This window comes from Klebsiella sp. Shm-1, assembly GCF_040804525.1.
GTDB classification, from domain to species: domain Bacteria; phylum Pseudomonadota; class Gammaproteobacteria; order Enterobacterales; family Enterobacteriaceae; genus Klebsiella; species Klebsiella pneumoniae.
The window spans coordinates 1,456,226-1,472,305 of record NZ_CP161823.1; the positions used below are offsets into that span (position 1 = coordinate 1,456,226).

Here is a 16,080-nt window from a genome sequence, read left to right on the forward strand (position 1 = left end):
AACATGGAAATGACCAATGCGCAGCGTCTGATTTTATCCAATCAGTACAAAATGATGACGATGCTCGACCCGGATAATGCGGAACGCTACCGTCGTCTGCAAACCATCATAGAGCGTGGGTATGGGCTACAGATGCGTGAACTGGACCGCGAGTTTGGCCAGTTGACGGAAGAAACCTGCCGTACCGTTATTGATATCATGGAGATGTACCACGCGCTGCACGTCTCCTGGACCAACCTGAAAGACGCGGCGGGTATCGATGAACGCCGGGTCACCTTCCTCGGATTTGATGCCGCCACCGAAGCGCGTTATCTCGGCTATGTGCGTTTTATGGTCAACGTTGAAGGCCGCTACAGCCATTTTGACGCCGGTACCCATGGCTTTAACTCGCAGACTCCGATGTGGGAGAAATATCAGCGGATGCTGAGCGTCTGGCACGCTTGCCCGCGCCAGTATCATCTGAGCAGTAATGAAATTAATCAAATTATCAACGCCTGAGGGAGGTGCCCGTGCAGTGTAAAGGTTTCCTGTTCGATTTAGACGGGACGCTGGTGGATTCCTTGCCGGTGGTGGAGCGTTCATGGTGCAAGTGGGGGGATCGTTTCGCCATTGACCATGATGAAATTCTCAGTTTTATTCACGGCAAGCAGGCCATTACCTCCATTCGCCATTTTATGCCGGGGCGCAGCGAGGAGGATATCCAGGCTGAATTTCGCTACCTCGAGCAGATAGAAGCCACTGATATTGAGGGTATCGTCGCGCTGCCGGGGGCATTAGCCCTGCTGAATACGCTCAATGAGGCCGGGATCCCGTGGGCGATTGTCACCTCTGGCTCGATTCCGGTTGCCCACGCGCGTCACCGCGCGGCGGGCCTGCCGATGCCTGAGGTGTTCGTCACCGCCGAGCAGGTGAAACACGGCAAACCGGCGCCGGACGCCTATCTGCTGGGTGCCGAGCGGCTGGGTCTGCCTGCCGGGGAGTGCGCGGTGGTGGAAGATGCGCCGGCGGGGCTCCTCTCCGGACTGGCGGCCGGCTGTCGCACTATCGCGGTCAACGTGCCCGCCGATGCCCCTCGCCTGGATGAAGCCGACCTCGTGCTGAGCAGCCTGGAAGATCTGGTGGTTGAACGCCAGACTGACGGCGTGGTAAATGTGCGTCTTAAAGCGTAAACCCATGATTTCGCCCCGCGTCGTCGGGGCTTTTTTATGCCACTATGTCGACTCCCACTTGTGACAAGGAAACGTTGTGAACGGTGAATTGATTTGGGTTTTATCCCTCCTGGCCATCGCGGTTGTGCTGTTTGCTACCGGCAAGGTGCGCATGGATGCTATCGCCCTGATGGTCATTGTCGCCTTTGTCCTCAGCGGAACGCTGACGTTAAATGAAGCTTTTTCCGGATTCAGCGATCCTAACGTGATCCTGATTGCCGCCCTGTTTATTATCGGCGATGGCCTGGTGCGCACCGGAGTCGCCACCAAAATGGGGGCATGGCTGGTGAGCGTGGCGGGGAACAGCGAAACCAAAATGCTGATCTACCTGATGCTCACCGTCGCCGGTCTGGGCGCGTTTATGAGCTCCACCGGGGTGGTCGCCATTTTCATCCCGGTGGTACTTAGCGTCTCGGCGCGGATGAATACCTCGCCATCGCGGCTGATGATGCCGCTGAGCTTCGCCGGGCTTATCAGCGGGATGATGACCCTGGTGGCGACGCCGCCCAACCTGGTGGTCAACAGTGAATTGCTGCGCGAGGGACTGCACGGCTTCAGCTTTTTCAGCGTCACGCCGATTGGCCTGGTGGTGCTGATCCTGGGCATCGTCTATATGCTGGCGGTGCGCTTTATGCTGAAGACGGATAATGGCGACTCCGCACGCGATGGGCGAAAAAGAAGCACCTTCCGCGATTTGATCCGCGAGTATCACCTCACCGGCCGCGCTCGCCGGCTGGCCATCCGCCCGGGTTCGCCGATGATCGGTCAGCGGCTGGATGATTTAAAGCTGCGTGAGCGCTACTGCGCCAACGTGATCGGCGTTGAACGCTGGCGGCGGTTCCGCCGGGTAATTGTCAACGTCAACGGGGTATCGGAATTTCGCGCCCGCGACGTCCTGCTGATCGATATGTCCGCCTCCGATGTCGATTTACGCCAGTTCTGCGGCGAGCAAATGCTTGAGCCGATGGTATTGCGCGGCGAGTATTTTGCCGATCAGGCGCTGGATGTGGGGATGGCGGAGGTGGCGCTGATCCCGGATTCAGAGATGATTGGCAAAACGGTGCGTGAGATAGCCTTCCGCACCCGGTTTGGTCTCAATATCGTCGGCATGAAGCGCGATGGCAAAGCGATGGATGGTTCGGTGGTCGATGAGCCGCTGCAGCTCGGCGATATCCTGCTGGTGGTCGGCAACTGGCGGCAAATTGCCCTGCTGGCGAAGCGCGGCCGGGATTTCGTGGTACTCAATATGCCGGTTGAGGTCGATGACGCTTCGCCGGCCCACAGCCAGGCTCCGCATGCGATTTTCTGCCTGGTGCTGATGGTAGCCCTGATGCTCACCGATGAAATTCCCAACCCGATTGCCGCGATTATCGCCTGTCTGCTGATGGGCAAATTCCGCTGTATCAATGCCGAAAGCGCCTACAAGGCGATCCACTGGCCGAGCATTATTTTGATTGTTGGGATGATGCCGTTTGCCCTGGCGCTGCAAAAAACCGGCGGGGTGGATCTGGTGGTGAAGGGACTGATGGATGTCGCCGGAGGCGAGGGGCCTTATCTGATGCTCGGCTGCCTGTTCATGATGTGCGCGGCGATTGGGCTGTTTATCTCAAACACCGCCACGGCGGTGCTGATGGCGCCTATTGCCTTAGCGGCGGCGAAGTCAATGGGCGTCTCTCCCTATCCTTTTGCCATGGTGGTGGCGATGGCGGCTTCGGCGGCGTTTATGACCCCGGTCTCCTCGCCGGTTAACACCCTGGTGCTTGGCCCTGGCAAGTACTCATTTAGCGATTTTGTCAAAATAGGCGTGCCCTTTACCATACTGGTGATGGTGGTCTGCGTCCTGCTGATCCCGGTACTGTTTCCGTTTTAAGATATTCTGGCCGGGTAGAGCACAACCGCCGCCCGGCCAGAACCTTACAGCGGCGAATCCTGGCTAATTTCGTCCAGCGACAGCTGGAAGCTTGGGACGAACACTTGCATAAAGTAATCCATCTCCGCGCTGCGCCGCGATGCCAGGGTCTTTTCCAGCCGACCTTTGGCCAGCAGAAATTCGTTATTGCCTGCAGACAGCTCTTCGAGGCACTTCAGGTAAGCGCAGAGGGCGTCAGCCTGTTTAACGATCGACTGCTCTTCCTCACTGTAGTGATGCTCATCAATCAGCGGCTCGAAAATATCGCGCAGCTCGTCAGGGACCATATCCACCAGCTTTTGCTGAGCAATTTTCTCAATCGCCTTATATTCCTGGGCAATCTGCGAATTGAAATATTTCACCGGAGTAGGGAGGTCGCCAGTTAGTACTTCCGAGGCGTCATGGTACATCGCCAGCAGGGCGATACGCTCGGCGTTGACCTGGCCGCCAAATTTGCGGTTTTTAATCGCCGCCAGCGCGTGGGCGACCATCGCCACCTGCAGGCTGTGTTCGGAGACATTTTCGGTGCGCACGTTGCGCATCAGCGGCCAGCGGTTAATCAGTTTCAGGCGGGAGAGGTGGGCAAAGAAATGACTCTGACTCATAGGGACCCTTAATCAGTGACAACATCGGGTTCCATTGTGCGCAGGGATCGCCGCCGGATGCAAATGCCGGCGGCGGCGCGATTAAAGCTGATGGTAGCCGGAGAGGAAGCGGCCAAAGCGGGAGATAGCCATCTCCAGGTCGTCTTCGCGCGGCAGGGTCACGATGCGTACGTGATCCGGCCACGGCCAGTTAAAGGCGGTGCCCTGCACCAGCAGGACTTTCTCCTGCAGCAGGAAGTCGAGCACCATTTTCTGGTCGTCATGAATATTGAAGCGTTTGGCGTCGATTTTCGGGAACATATACAGCGCGCCTTTTGGCTTCACGCAGGAGACGCCCGGAATATCGTTGATAAGCTCCCAGGCGCGGTTGCGTTGTTCATACAAACGCCCGCCCGGAATGATAAATTCGCTGATGCTCTGATAGCCGCCCAGCGCCGTCTGGATAGCATGCTGGGCCGGCACGTTGGCGCACAGACGCATTGAAGCCAGCATCTCCAGCCCTTCGATATAGCCCTTCGCGTGTTTTTTCGGGCCATTCAGCACCATCCAGCCCTGACGGAAGCCGGCAACGCGGTAGGTTTTCGACAATCCGTTAAAGGTCACCGTCAGCAGGTCCGGCGCCAGGGCGGCAATAGAGTGATGCTGCGCTTCGTCGTAGAGGATCTTGTCGTAAATTTCATCGGCGAAAATGATCAGATTATGCTGACGAGCGATCTCCACGATCTCCTGCAGCAATTCTTTGGAATAGACCGCGCCGGTGGGGTTGTTAGGGTTAATGATCACGATCCCGCGGGTGCGCGGTGTGATTTTTGCGCGGATGTCGTCCAGATCCGGGAACCAGTCAGAGGATTCGTCACACAGATAGTGCACCGCTTTGCCGCTGGAAAGCGAAACCGCCGCCGTCCACAGCGGGTAGTCCGGGGCGGGAACCAGCATCTCATCGCCGCTGTTTAACAGCGCCTGCATCGCCTGCACAATCAGTTCGGACACGCCGTTGCCGATATAGATGTCTTCCACCGTGACATCGCGCATACCCCGGGCCTGGTAATGCTGCATGATAGCTTTACGCGCCGAGTACAATCCTTTCGAATCGCAGTAACCCTGGGCGGTAGGCAAATTGCGGATGACATCGACGAGGATCTCGTCAGGGGCCTCGAAGCCGAATGGCGCCGGGTTGCCGATGTTCAGTTTCAGAACCTTATTGCCTTCTTCTTCAAGACGTTTGGCTTCTTTCAGAACCGGGCCGCGGATGTCATAACAGACGTTCTCTAACTTGCTGGATTTTTCGATGGGGGACATGAATCTTGACCTTTTAGCTGTTATCGCCACTCCCTGCCGTGGAAGTCAGCACGGAACAATGTACTCCCCCTCCCCGCTGTTTTGAAGGCTTTGCAGGAGAAGATTTTGCTAACGCCGGATTTTAAGCGCAATTGATTTATCTACCGATTGTGGATTTGGTCTGTGGCTTATGCCTTTTTATGTCGATTTTTTGGTTGTAAATATAGATTTAGTAGCGATTTTGCCATCATTTATCTCGTTTGTTTGCCCGGTAATATGGGGAGGGAGGAGGGGGAGTCGCTAAAAAACGCTATCCTGCATACAAGCGCGATTGGCTTGTAATTTTGATGTTAAATAATTTTAATAAAAAACAGCGTGCGACCACATTATTATTATTTTTAGCGGGTAATAATCTGAGGTTTGTTAATTAATATAAAATGTTGAAAAAAATTTAAAATTGTCTCAGTTAATCCTTATTAAGGCTTATAAAAAGGAGGGGGATAGGTTAGAATATCACCGTTAATATCCGTGTTAACCGCCAAGAACTGCGGTTGCATTGAGATTTAATATATTGTTATTACAGGATTTTATTGTTCCTTTTCTGCCGGAAAGTTACGCCAGAAGAGCGATTTTCTCAGCATCACTGACCGGGTTCCCGCGGCGACGTATGGCGCCTGGCTGGTCGTGGTAATAAATAATAATGAGAAATACGAACAATATATTACTCCGCAGTTCTGCGCATTTGCCCAGACGAGTACTTTGGCATGTAATAACGTTCGTCCAGTTGTTTATCCGCCGTTAGACGGTGAGCACGAGGCTCAGGGAATAGCCGGAAACCTGGCGTAAAGCATCAACAAGGCAGGTCAGCGTTAGCCACCTGTAAGTGAAGAAAGATGATTAATACAACACGTCCCATACTCAACCTCGATCTCGATCTGCTGCGTACCTTTGTCGCGGTCGCTGATTTGAACACTTTTGCCGCCGCCGCCGCCGCAGTGTGTCGTACTCAGTCCGCGGTCAGTCAGCAAATGCAACGCCTGGAACAGCTGGTGGGCAAAGAGCTTTTCGCCCGCCACGGCCGCAATAAGCTGCTGACCGAGCAGGGGATCCAGCTGCTGGGCTATGCCCGCAAAATTCTCCGTTTTAACGATGAAGCCTGTATGTCGCTGATGTATGGCAGCCTGCAGGGGGCTCTGAGCATCGGCGCGTCAGAAGAAACGGCTGACACCATCCTGCCGTTTTTGTTAAACCGCATCGGCTGTTTCTATCCCAGAATGACGTTGGAGATCAAAGTTCACCCCCATGCCGCCATCATGGAGATGTTGGCCGAGGGGCTGGTCGATCTGGCGTTGACCACCCATCAGCCTCCCGGCTTTACCTCTTTTACCCTGAGAACATCACCTACTCTCTGGTATTGCGCAGCGGAATATGTGCTGGCGAAGGGGGAATCTATCCCCCTGATCCTGCTCGAAGAGCCAAGCCCATTCCGCCAGGATATTATCGCCGCGCTGGAAACTGCTCGCGTCAGTTGGCATCTGGCCCACGGAGCTTCCTCGCTATCGGGCGTGAAAGCGGCGGTGAAGGCCGGGCTGGGCGTGACTGCGCGCCCGGTCGAAATGATGAGCCCGGATCTACGCGTGGCTGGCATCAGTGAGGGGTTACCGGCGTTGCCGGACACCCGGTACGTCGTCAGCTGCAATCCGCGGACGGTGAGCGAACTGCCGCAGGCGATTTTTCAGTCTCTGAGCCAGGAGATCCATCCCTGGGAAACGGGCACAGCACTTACTCCGGAAGAGGGAGGGAATACCTTGGTTTTGTAAGGGTATTCTTGCTAACAAAGATCACAAAAACTGGTAACAGAATGTAAGTGCCCAAAAAGAGCCTCAGGAGTTGGTTTCCCCCTTGGCGGCTCTTTTTTTTGCACTCTTATTGATGTTTTGAATCTTTTTTGTATTTCTTTGCAGAAAAATCAGCGTATTGGCGTGACAAGGCGCTCAGCTTGTCGACTTTTCCCTGCACTTTCAACACTTCCTGCTAATGTTAAAAAACCGGATGGATTGTTGCCGATTTCCTGGGGTAATTAACAAAACCGTGTCGCAGATCAAGAAAATACCCCTCTTTGGGGGGAGGAATCGAGGCTAAATCCTGTCAAAATAGAAGGGATTTTTGATTTACGACGGAAACGGACACGATTCAACAACACTAAAACCGAACAGTATGCAAGGTTATTTCGCAGAAAAGGGCATTTAATGTTAATGAAAAGATTCCAATGTAAATTAATGTTATGAAAACTTTTGTTAAAGTTGACAAAAGGTTAAAGAAAGGGGTAAAAAGCCACGGCATCTGGGCTTCTCACATCGACCAGGGACGCTTTTTTGCACGGTTATTTTTTATTCCTCCCGTGAAACGCTGTGGCGTTCATCTGCCAGTAAGAGCAGAGGGTTTTGGCGCTACACTTTTTTGGTTAAGCAATGCGTATGTCAACATCCACTGAAGTCATCGCTCATCATTGGGCATTCGCTATATTTCTCATCATCGCTATCGGCCTGTGCTGCCTCATGCTCGTCGGCGGCTGGTACCTTGGCGGTCGCGCGCGCGCGCGTAGTAAAAACACGCCGTTTGAATCGGGGATCGACTCCGTCGGTTCGGCCCGCTTACGTCTTTCTGCGAAGTTTTATCTGGTTGCCATGTTCTTCGTTATCTTCGACGTGGAAGCCCTGTATCTCTACGCATGGTCGACCTCTATCCGCGAGAGCGGCTGGGTCGGCTTTGTGGAAGCCGCAATTTTCATTTTAGTGCTACTGGCTGGTCTGGTTTATCTCGTTCGCATCGGCGCACTGGACTGGACGCCCGCGCGTTCCCGTCGCACGCTGGTTAACCCGGAAACAGACAGTCCCACTAACCGTCATATGCAGTAAAAGCGAGGCAATAAGATGGATTATACGCTCACCCGCATAGATCCTAACGGTGAGAACGACCGTTACCCCCTGCAGAAACAGGAGATCGTTACCGATCCTCTGGAGCAGGAAGTCAATAAAAGCGTGTATATGGGGAAACTCGAACACGCGCTGCATGACATGGTGAACTGGGGCCGTAAGAACTCAATTTGGCCGTACAACTTCGGCCTTTCTTGCTGTTATGTGGAAATGGTGACGTCATTCACTGCGGTGCATGACGTTGCGCGTTTTGGGGCAGAAGTTCTGCGCGCCTCTCCGCGTCAGGCGGACCTGATGGTGGTCGCGGGAACCTGCTTTACCAAAATGGCGCCGGTTATTCAGCGTCTCTACGATCAGATGCTGGAGCCGAAGTGGGTGATCTCCATGGGCGCCTGCGCCAACTCAGGCGGGATGTACGACATCTATTCCGTCGTCCAGGGCGTGGATAAATTCATTCCGGTCGATGTGTACATCCCGGGCTGCCCGCCGCGTCCGGAGGCCTATATGCAGGCGCTGATGCTGCTGCAGGAGTCCATTGGTAAAGAACGTCGTCCGCTCTCATGGGTGGTTGGCGATCAGGGCGTTTATCGCGCCAATATGCAGTCGGAACGCGAGCGTAAACGCGGCGAACGTATTGCAGTGACCAATCTGCGGACGCCGGACGAGATTTAATTTGCGCCTGCGGGCGGGAGAACCACTTCGCAAATCAATCTACAACAGCGCGAAGTCTCGCCGGCAGTCACCACGGACCTTTTGCAATGGTGAACAATATGACCGATTTAACCGCGCATGACGCCGCACCAGCCTGGCAAACCCGCGATCACCTTGATGACCCGGTGATTGGCGAACTGCGCAACCGCTTTGGGCCGGATGCCTTTACCGTTCAGCCAACCCGTACCGGCGTACCGGTGGTATGGGTGAAGCGTGAACAGCTGCTGGAGGTGGGTGATTTCCTGAAGAAATTGCCGAAGCCTTACGTGATGCTGTTTGACCTGCACGGCATGGACGAACGTCTGCGCACGCACCGCGATGGCCTGCCCGCCGCGGATTTTTCCGTTTTCTATCACCTGATCTCCATCGATCGCAACCGCGACATCATGCTCAAGGTGGCGCTGTCGGAAAACGATCTGCATCTGCCGACCTTCACCAAACTGTTCCCCAACGCCAACTGGTATGAGCGTGAAACCTGGGAAATGTTTGGCATTACCTTCGATGGTCACCCGAACCTGCGTCGCATCATGATGCCGCCGACCTGGGAAGGTCACCCGCTGCGTAAAGATTATCCGGCGCGTGCCACCGAGTTCGACCCGTTTGAGCTGACCAAAGCCAAACAGGATCTGGAGATGGAGGCGCTGACCTTTAAACCGGAAGAGTGGGGCATGAAGCGCGGCACCGACAACGAGGACTTCATGTTCCTCAACCTCGGTCCGAACCACCCATCGGCGCATGGTGCGTTCCGCATTATTCTGCAACTGGACGGCGAAGAGATCGTCGACTGCGTACCGGATATCGGTTATCACCACCGCGGCGCCGAGAAGATGGGCGAGCGTCAGTCCTGGCACAGCTACATCCCGTATACCGACCGTATTGAATATCTCGGCGGCTGCGTCAACGAGATGCCGTACGTGCTGGCGGTGGAAAAACTGGCTGGGATCACCGTACCGGATCGCGTGAACGTGATCCGCGTGATGCTCTCCGAGCTGTTCCGCATCAACAGCCACCTGCTGTATATCTCGACCTTTATTCAGGACGTCGGCGCGATGACGCCGGTCTTCTTCGCCTTTACCGATCGGCAGAAAATTTACGATCTGGTGGAAGCGATTACCGGGTTCCGTATGCACCCGGCGTGGTTCCGCATCGGCGGCGTCGCGCACGATCTGCCGCGTGGCTGGGATCGCCTGCTGCGTGAGTTCCTCGAGTGGATGCCGAAGCGTCTGGACTCCTATGAGAAGGCCGCCCTGCGCAACACCATTCTGAAAGGCCGTTCCGTCGGCGTGGCAGCCTATACCGCCAAAGAGGCGCTGGAGTGGGGCACCACCGGCGCAGGCCTGCGCGCCACCGGTATCGACTTCGACGTGCGTAAATGGCGTCCTTACTCTGGCTATGAAAACTTCGACTTCGAAGTCCCGACCGGGGGGGGCGTCTCAGACTGCTACACCCGCGTGATGCTGAAAGTAGAAGAGCTGCGCCAGAGTCTGCGCATTCTTCAGCAGTGCCTCGATAACATGCCGGAAGGCCCGTTCAAAGCGGATCACCCGCTGACCACGCCGCCGCCGAAAGAGCGCACGCTGCAGCATATCGAAACCCTGATCACCCACTTCCTGCAGGTATCGTGGGGCCCGGTGATGCCGGCCAACGAATCTTTCCAGATGATTGAGGCGACCAAAGGGATCAACAGTTACTACCTGACCAGCGACGGCAGCACCATGAGCTACCGCACCCGCGTGCGTACGCCGAGCTTTGCGCACCTGCAGCAGATCCCGTCGGCGATCCGCGGCAGCCTGGTATCCGACCTGATCGTCTATCTGGGTAGTATCGATTTTGTTATGTCAGACGTGGACCGCTAATTATGCACGAGAATCAACAACCACAAACCGAGGCTTTTGAGCTGAGTGCGGCAGAGCGTGAGGCTATTGAGCACGAGAAGCACCACTACGAAGACCCGCGTGCGGCGTCCATCGAAGCGCTGAAAATCGTTCAGAAACAGCGCGGCTGGGTGCCGGATGGCGCGATCTACGCTATCGCCGATGTGCTGGGGATCCCGGCCAGCGACGTGGAAGGCGTGGCGACGTTCTACAGCCAGATTTTCCGCCAGCCGGTTGGCCGTCACGTGATCCGCTACTGCGACAGCGTGGTATGCCACATCACCGGCTATCAGGGTATTCAGGCCGCCATTGAGAAGAAACTGAATATCAAGCCGGGGCAGACCACCTTTGATGGCCGCTTTACCCTGCTGCCGACCTGCTGCCTGGGTAACTGCGACAAGGGACCGACCATGATGATTGATGAGGATACTCACAGCCATCTGACGCCGGAGGCAATTCCTGACCTGCTGGAGCAGTACAAATGAAAACCGTAATTCGTACTGCGGAAACGCATCCGCTCACCTGGCGCCTGCGCGACGACAAGCAGCCGGTGTGGCTGGACGAGTATCGCAGTAAAAATGGCTATGAAGGGGCGCGTAAAGCCCTGACCGGGATGGCCCCGGATGAGATTGTCACGGCGGTAAAAGACGCTGGCCTGAAAGGGCGCGGCGGCGCGGGCTTCTCCACTGGTCTGAAGTGGAGCCTGATGCCGAAAGACGAATCCATGAACATCCGTTACCTGCTGTGTAACGCCGATGAAATGGAGCCGGGCACCTATAAAGACCGCCTGCTGATGGAGCAGCTGCCGCACCTGCTGGTGGAAGGCATGCTGATCTCCGCGTTTGCGCTGAAAGCGTACCGCGGCTACATCTTCCTGCGCGGGGAATATATTGAAGCGGCCCAGCATCTGCGTCGCGCGATTGCTGAAGCCACCGAAGCGGGTCTGTTGGGGAAAAACATCCTCGGCACCGGGTTTGACTTCGAGCTGTTCGTGCACACCGGGGCAGGCCGCTATATCTGCGGCGAAGAGACGGCGCTGATCAACTCTCTGGAAGGCCGCCGCGCCAACCCGCGATCCAAGCCGCCGTTCCCGGCGAGCTCCGGCGTCTGGGGCAAGCCGACCTGCGTCAACAACGTAGAAACCCTGTGCAACGTGCCAGCGATCCTCGCCAACGGCGTCGAGTGGTACCAGAACATTTCCACCAGCAAAGATGCTGGCACCAAGCTGATGGGCTTCTCCGGCCGGGTGAAGAATCCGGGCGTCTGGGAGCTGCCGTTCGGCACCACTGCCCGCGAGATCCTCGAAGATTACGCCGGCGGTATGCGCGATGGCCTGAAGTTTAAAGCCTGGCAACCGGGCGGAGCAGGGACCGACTTCCTCACCGAAGCGCACCTCGATCTGCCGATGGAATTCGAAAGCATTGGTAAAGCGGGCAGCCGTCTGGGCACCTCGCTGGCGATGGCCGTTGACCACGAGATCAACATGGTCTCGCTGGTGCGCAACCTTGAAGAGTTCTTTGCCCGCGAGTCCTGCGGCTGGTGTACGCCGTGCCGCGATGGTCTGCCGTGGAGCGTGAAGATCCTGCGCGCCCTGGAGCGCGGCGAAGGCCAGCCTGGCGATATCGAAACCCTTGAGCAACTGTGTCGATTCCTGGGCCCGGGTAAAACCTTCTGCGCGCACGCGCCGGGCGCGGTCGAGCCGCTACAGAGCGCGATTAAATATTTCCGCGAAGAATTCGAGGCTGGCATTAAGCAGCAGTTCAGCAATACCCATGCAATCAACGGGATTCAGCCGAACCTGCTTAAGACGCGCTGGTAATCTAAAGGTTTTTTATTTTTGGAAGCACGCAAATGGCTACGATTCATGTAGACGGCAAAGAATACGAGGTCAACGGGGCGGACAACCTGCTAGAGGCTTGTCTCTCTCTTGGTCTTGATATTCCCTACTTTTGCTGGCACCCGGCGCTAGGGAGCGTCGGTGCTTGCCGCCAGTGTGCGGTGAAGCAATATCAGAACGCGGAAGACACGCGTGGTCGCCTGGTGATGTCCTGTATGACTCCGGCATCCGACGGCACCTTTATTTCTATCGACGACAGCGAAGCGAAGCAGTTCCGCGAAAGCGTGGTGGAGTGGTTGATGACTAACCACCCGCACGACTGCCCGGTCTGCGAAGAGGGCGGCAACTGCCACCTGCAGGATATGACGGTGATGACCGGTCATAGCTTCCGCCGCTATCGTTTCACCAAGCGTACCCACCGCAATCAGGATCTGGGGCCGTTTATTTCGCACGAAATGAACCGCTGCATCGCCTGCTACCGCTGCGTGCGCTACTACAAAGATTATGCCGACGGCACCGATCTGGGCGTCTATGGCGCGCACGACAACGTCTACTTCGGCCGCCCGGAAGATGGCACCCTGGAGAGCGAGTTCTCCGGCAACCTGGTGGAAGTCTGCCCAACCGGCGTCTTCACCGACAAAACCCACTCCGAGCGCTATAACCGTAAGTGGGACATGCAGTTTGCGCCGAGCATCTGCCAGCAGTGTTCCATCGGCTGTAACATCAGCCCGGGCGAACGCTATGGCGAGTTGCGTCGTATCGAAAACCGCTATAACGGTACCGTGAACCGCTACTTCCTCTGCGACCGCGGTCGTTTCGGCTATGGCTACGTGAACCTGAAAGACCGTCCGCGTCAGCCGGTGCAGCGCCGCGGCGACGATCTGATCACCCTTAACGCCGAGCAGGCGATGCAGGGGGCGGCGGATATCCTGCGCCAGTCGAAGAAAGTGATCGGCATCGGTTCCCCGCGCGCCAGCATTGAAAGCAACTTCGCGCTGCGCGAGCTGGTGGGCGCCGACAACTTCTATACCGGCATCGCCAAAGGCGAACAAGCGCGCCTGCAGATGATGCTGAAAGTGCTGCGCGAGGGTGGGATCCACACGCCAAGCCTGCGCGATATCGAATCCTACGATGCGGTACTGGTGCTGGGCGAAGACATTACCCAGACCGGCGCGCGCGTGGCCCTGGCGGTACGCCAGGCAGTGAAAGGGAAAGCACGCGAAATGGCGGCGGCGCAGAAAGTGGCCGACTGGCAGATCGCTGCGATCCTCAACATCGGCCAGCGCGCCAAGCACCCGCTATTCGTCACTAACGTCGATGACACCCGCCTGGATGACATCGCGGCGTGGACCTACCGCGCGCCGGTGGAAGATCAGGCGCGTCTCGGCTTTGCTATTGCCCATGCGCTGGACGACAGCGCGCCGGCGGTTGACGGCCTGAGCCAGGACCTGCAGGGTAAAGTCGATGTGATCGTTCAGGCGCTGGCCGGGGCGAAAAAACCGCTGATCATCTCCGGGACCAACGCCGGCAGCATGGAGATCATCCAGGCCGCCGCTAACGTGGCGAAAGCTCTGAAAGGCCGCGGCGCCGATGTCGGGGTGACCATGGTCGCCCGGGCGGTTAACAGCGTCGGACTGGGCATGATCGGCGGCGGCTCGCTTGAAGAGGCGCTGGACGAACTGGAAAGCGGCGCCGCAGACGCGGTTATCGTGCTGGAAAACGACCTTCACCGTCATGCTTCCGCCGCGCGCGTTGACGCTGCGCTGGCGAAAGCGCCGCTGGTGATGGTGGTGGATCATCAGCGCACCGCGATTATGGACAAAGCGCACCTGGTGCTCTCCGCGGCAAGCTTTGCGGAAAGCGACGGTACCGTGGTGAACAACGAAGGCCGCGCCCAACGTTTCTTCCAGGTATACGATCCGGCTTACTACGACGCGAAAACCGTAATGCTGGAAAGCTGGCGCTGGCTGCATTCGCTGCACAGCACCGTCAACAACCGTCAGGTTGACTGGACTCAGCTGGACCACGTCATTGATGCGGCGATTGCGGCGCTGCCGCAGCTGGCGGGCATTAAAGACGCCGCGCCGGATGCGACCTTCCGCATCCGCGGCCAGAAGCTGGCGCGTGAACCGCACCGCTACAGCGGCCGCACGGCGATGCGCGCTAACATCAGCGTGCACGAGCCGCGTCAGCCGCAGGATAAAGACACGATGTTCGCCTTCTCCATGGAAGGGAACAACCAGCCGTCCGCCCCGCGTTCGCAGATCCCGTTCGCCTGGGCGCCGGGCTGGAACTCCCCGCAGGCATGGAACAAGTTCCAGGATGAAGTGGGCGGGAAACTGCGCCACGGCGATCCGGGCGTTCGTCTGTTTGAAGCGTCCGCCAGCGGACTGGAGTACTTCACGGCGGTGCCGGCCAGCTTCCAGGCGGAAGAGGGCAAATGGCGAATTGCGCCGTACTACCATCTGTTCGGCAGCGATGAGCTGTCTCAGCGCGCGCCGGTGTTCCAGAGCCGGATGCCTGAGCCGTACATCAAGCTGAACCCGGCGGATGCCGCGAAGCTTGGCGTCAACCCAGGGGCAATGCTCTCCTTTAGCGTGGAAGGCCAGACCCTGCGTCTGCCGCTGGTTATCTCTGAAGGCCTGACCGCGGGACAGGTTGGCTTACCGATGGGCATGCCGGGCATTGCGCCGGTGCTGACCGGATCGCGTATTGATTCACTGCAGGAGGCGAAAGCATGAGCTGGTTAACGCCGGATCTTATCGACATTCTGTTAAGCATCCTGAAGGCCGTGGTCATTCTGCTGGTGGTTGTCACCTGCGGCGCGTTCATGAGCTTCGGCGAGCGTCGTCTGCTCGGCTTGTTCCAGAACCGCTACGGACCTAACCGCGTCGGCTGGGGCGGTTCGCTGCAGCTGGTCGCCGACATGATCAAGATGTTCTTTAAAGAGGACTGGATCCCGCGCTTCTCCGATCGCGTGATCTTTACTCTGGCGCCGGTTATCGCCTTTACCTCGCTGCTGCTGGCCTTCGCTATCGTGCCGGTTAGCCCGACGTGGGTGGTGGCCGACCTGAACATCGGCATCCTCTTCTTCCTGATGATGGCAGGCCTGGCGGTCTACGCGGTGCTGTTCGCCGGTTGGTCGAGCAATAACAAATACTCGCTGCTGGGGGCGATGCGTGCTTCCGCGCAGACCCTGAGCTACGAAGTGTTTCTCGGTCTCTCCCTGATGGGCGTGGTGGCGCAGGCGGGGTCATTCAATATGACCGATATCGTTAACAACCAGGCGCATCTGTGGAACGTTATCCCGCAGTTCTTCGGCTTCGTGACTTTCGCCATCGCCGGCGTGGCGGTGTGTCACCGTCACCCGTTCGACCAGCCGGAAGCGGAGCAGGAACTGGCCGATGGTTACCACATTGAATATTCCGGCATGAAATTCGGTCTGTTCTTCGTCGGGGAATACATCGGTATCGTCACCGTTTCAGCGCTGATCGTCACGCTGTTCTTCGGCGGCTGGAATGGCCCGTGGTTACCTCCTTTCATCTGGTTCGCGCTGAAAACCGCGTTCTTCATGATGATGTTCATTTTGATCCGCGCATCATTACCGCGTCCGCGCTATGACCAGGTAATGTCCTTTGGCTGGAAGGTATGCCTGCCGTTAACGCTGGTCAACTTGTTGGTAACGGCGGCTGTCATTCTCTGGCAGGCGCAATAAGGGGTGA

The 16,080-nt window shown here is 57.0% G+C and carries 13 protein-coding genes; 11 read left to right on the forward strand and 2 right to left on the reverse strand.

Annotation, left to right across the window (positions count from 1 at the left end):
- Window positions 1–3 precede the first annotated feature (3 nt).
- The 3 genes from AB1E37_RS07175 (at window position 4) to AB1E37_RS07185 (ending at window position 3,078) form a co-directional block, all read left to right on the forward strand.
- The gene (locus tag AB1E37_RS07175; RefSeq protein WP_002913193.1) at window positions 4–498 is read left to right on the forward strand and encodes a YfbU family protein; all 495 of its coding nucleotides are present in this window, start codon (window positions 4–6) and stop codon (window positions 496–498) included.
- Window positions 499–509: 11 nt separating this feature from the next.
- Window positions 510–1,169: a sugar phosphatase gene (locus tag AB1E37_RS07180; RefSeq protein ID WP_004174996.1), complete on the forward strand. Its 660-nt coding sequence runs from the start codon at window positions 510–512 to the stop codon at window positions 1,167–1,169.
- A 76-nt stretch (window positions 1,170–1,245) separates the two neighbouring features.
- Window positions 1,246–3,078, forward strand: a complete 1,833-nt coding sequence (locus AB1E37_RS07185) for an SLC13 family permease (protein ID WP_004149189.1) — start codon at window positions 1,246–1,248, stop codon at window positions 3,076–3,078.
- A 44-nt stretch (window positions 3,079–3,122) separates the two neighbouring features.
- Here the strand turns inward: AB1E37_RS07185 and yfbR are convergent, their stop codons facing one another.
- Both yfbR and alaA read right to left on the reverse strand, forming a co-directional pair.
- Window positions 3,123–3,722 (reverse strand): 5'-deoxynucleotidase, encoded by a 600-nt coding sequence (yfbR, locus tag AB1E37_RS07190; RefSeq protein ID WP_002913188.1) that lies wholly within the window; start codon window positions 3,720–3,722, stop codon window positions 3,123–3,125.
- A gap of 81 nt (window positions 3,723–3,803) precedes the next feature.
- A complete protein-coding gene (gene alaA, locus AB1E37_RS07195) occupies window positions 3,804–5,021 on the reverse strand; it encodes an alanine transaminase AlaA (RefSeq protein ID WP_002913185.1) in 1,218 nt (405 codons plus the stop codon).
- Window positions 5,022–5,893: 872 nt separating this feature from the next.
- On the opposite strand from alaA, the gene AB1E37_RS07200 reads away from it, so the two are divergent.
- The 8 genes from AB1E37_RS07200 (at window position 5,894) to nuoH (ending at window position 16,073) form a co-directional block, all read left to right on the forward strand.
- The gene (locus AB1E37_RS07200) at window positions 5,894–6,820 is read left to right on the forward strand and encodes a LysR family transcriptional regulator (RefSeq protein ID WP_002913183.1); all 927 of its coding nucleotides are present in this window, start codon (window positions 5,894–5,896) and stop codon (window positions 6,818–6,820) included.
- Between the two features lie 651 nt (window positions 6,821–7,471).
- Window positions 7,472–7,918, forward strand: a complete 447-nt coding sequence (nuoA, locus tag AB1E37_RS07205) for an NADH-quinone oxidoreductase subunit NuoA (RefSeq protein ID WP_002913181.1) — start codon at window positions 7,472–7,474, stop codon at window positions 7,916–7,918.
- 15 nt (window positions 7,919–7,933) lie between these two features.
- Window positions 7,934–8,608: an NADH-quinone oxidoreductase subunit NuoB gene (gene nuoB / locus AB1E37_RS07210; protein WP_002913178.1), complete on the forward strand. Its 675-nt coding sequence runs from the start codon at window positions 7,934–7,936 to the stop codon at window positions 8,606–8,608.
- A gap of 86 nt (window positions 8,609–8,694) precedes the next feature.
- Entirely contained in the window at window positions 8,695–10,503 is a 1,809-nt protein-coding gene (nuoC, locus tag AB1E37_RS07215) for an NADH-quinone oxidoreductase subunit C/D (protein ID WP_002913162.1), read from the forward strand.
- 2 nt (window positions 10,504–10,505) lie between these two features.
- Window positions 10,506–11,006 (forward strand): NADH-quinone oxidoreductase subunit NuoE, encoded by a 501-nt coding sequence (gene nuoE / locus AB1E37_RS07220; protein ID WP_002913160.1) that lies wholly within the window; start codon window positions 10,506–10,508, stop codon window positions 11,004–11,006.
- The gene (nuoF, locus tag AB1E37_RS07225; protein WP_002913158.1) at window positions 11,003–12,340 is read left to right on the forward strand and encodes an NADH-quinone oxidoreductase subunit NuoF; all 1,338 of its coding nucleotides are present in this window, start codon (window positions 11,003–11,005) and stop codon (window positions 12,338–12,340) included. Before nuoE ends, nuoF begins: the two co-directional genes overlap by 4 nt.
- 32 nt (window positions 12,341–12,372) lie before the next feature.
- The gene (gene nuoG / locus AB1E37_RS07230) at window positions 12,373–15,099 is read left to right on the forward strand and encodes an NADH-quinone oxidoreductase subunit NuoG (RefSeq protein ID WP_004149179.1); all 2,727 of its coding nucleotides are present in this window, start codon (window positions 12,373–12,375) and stop codon (window positions 15,097–15,099) included.
- The gene (gene nuoH, locus AB1E37_RS07235) at window positions 15,096–16,073 is read left to right on the forward strand and encodes an NADH-quinone oxidoreductase subunit NuoH (RefSeq protein WP_002913156.1); all 978 of its coding nucleotides are present in this window, start codon (window positions 15,096–15,098) and stop codon (window positions 16,071–16,073) included. Before nuoG ends, nuoH begins: the two co-directional genes overlap by 4 nt.
- Window positions 16,074–16,080 lie beyond the last annotated feature (7 nt).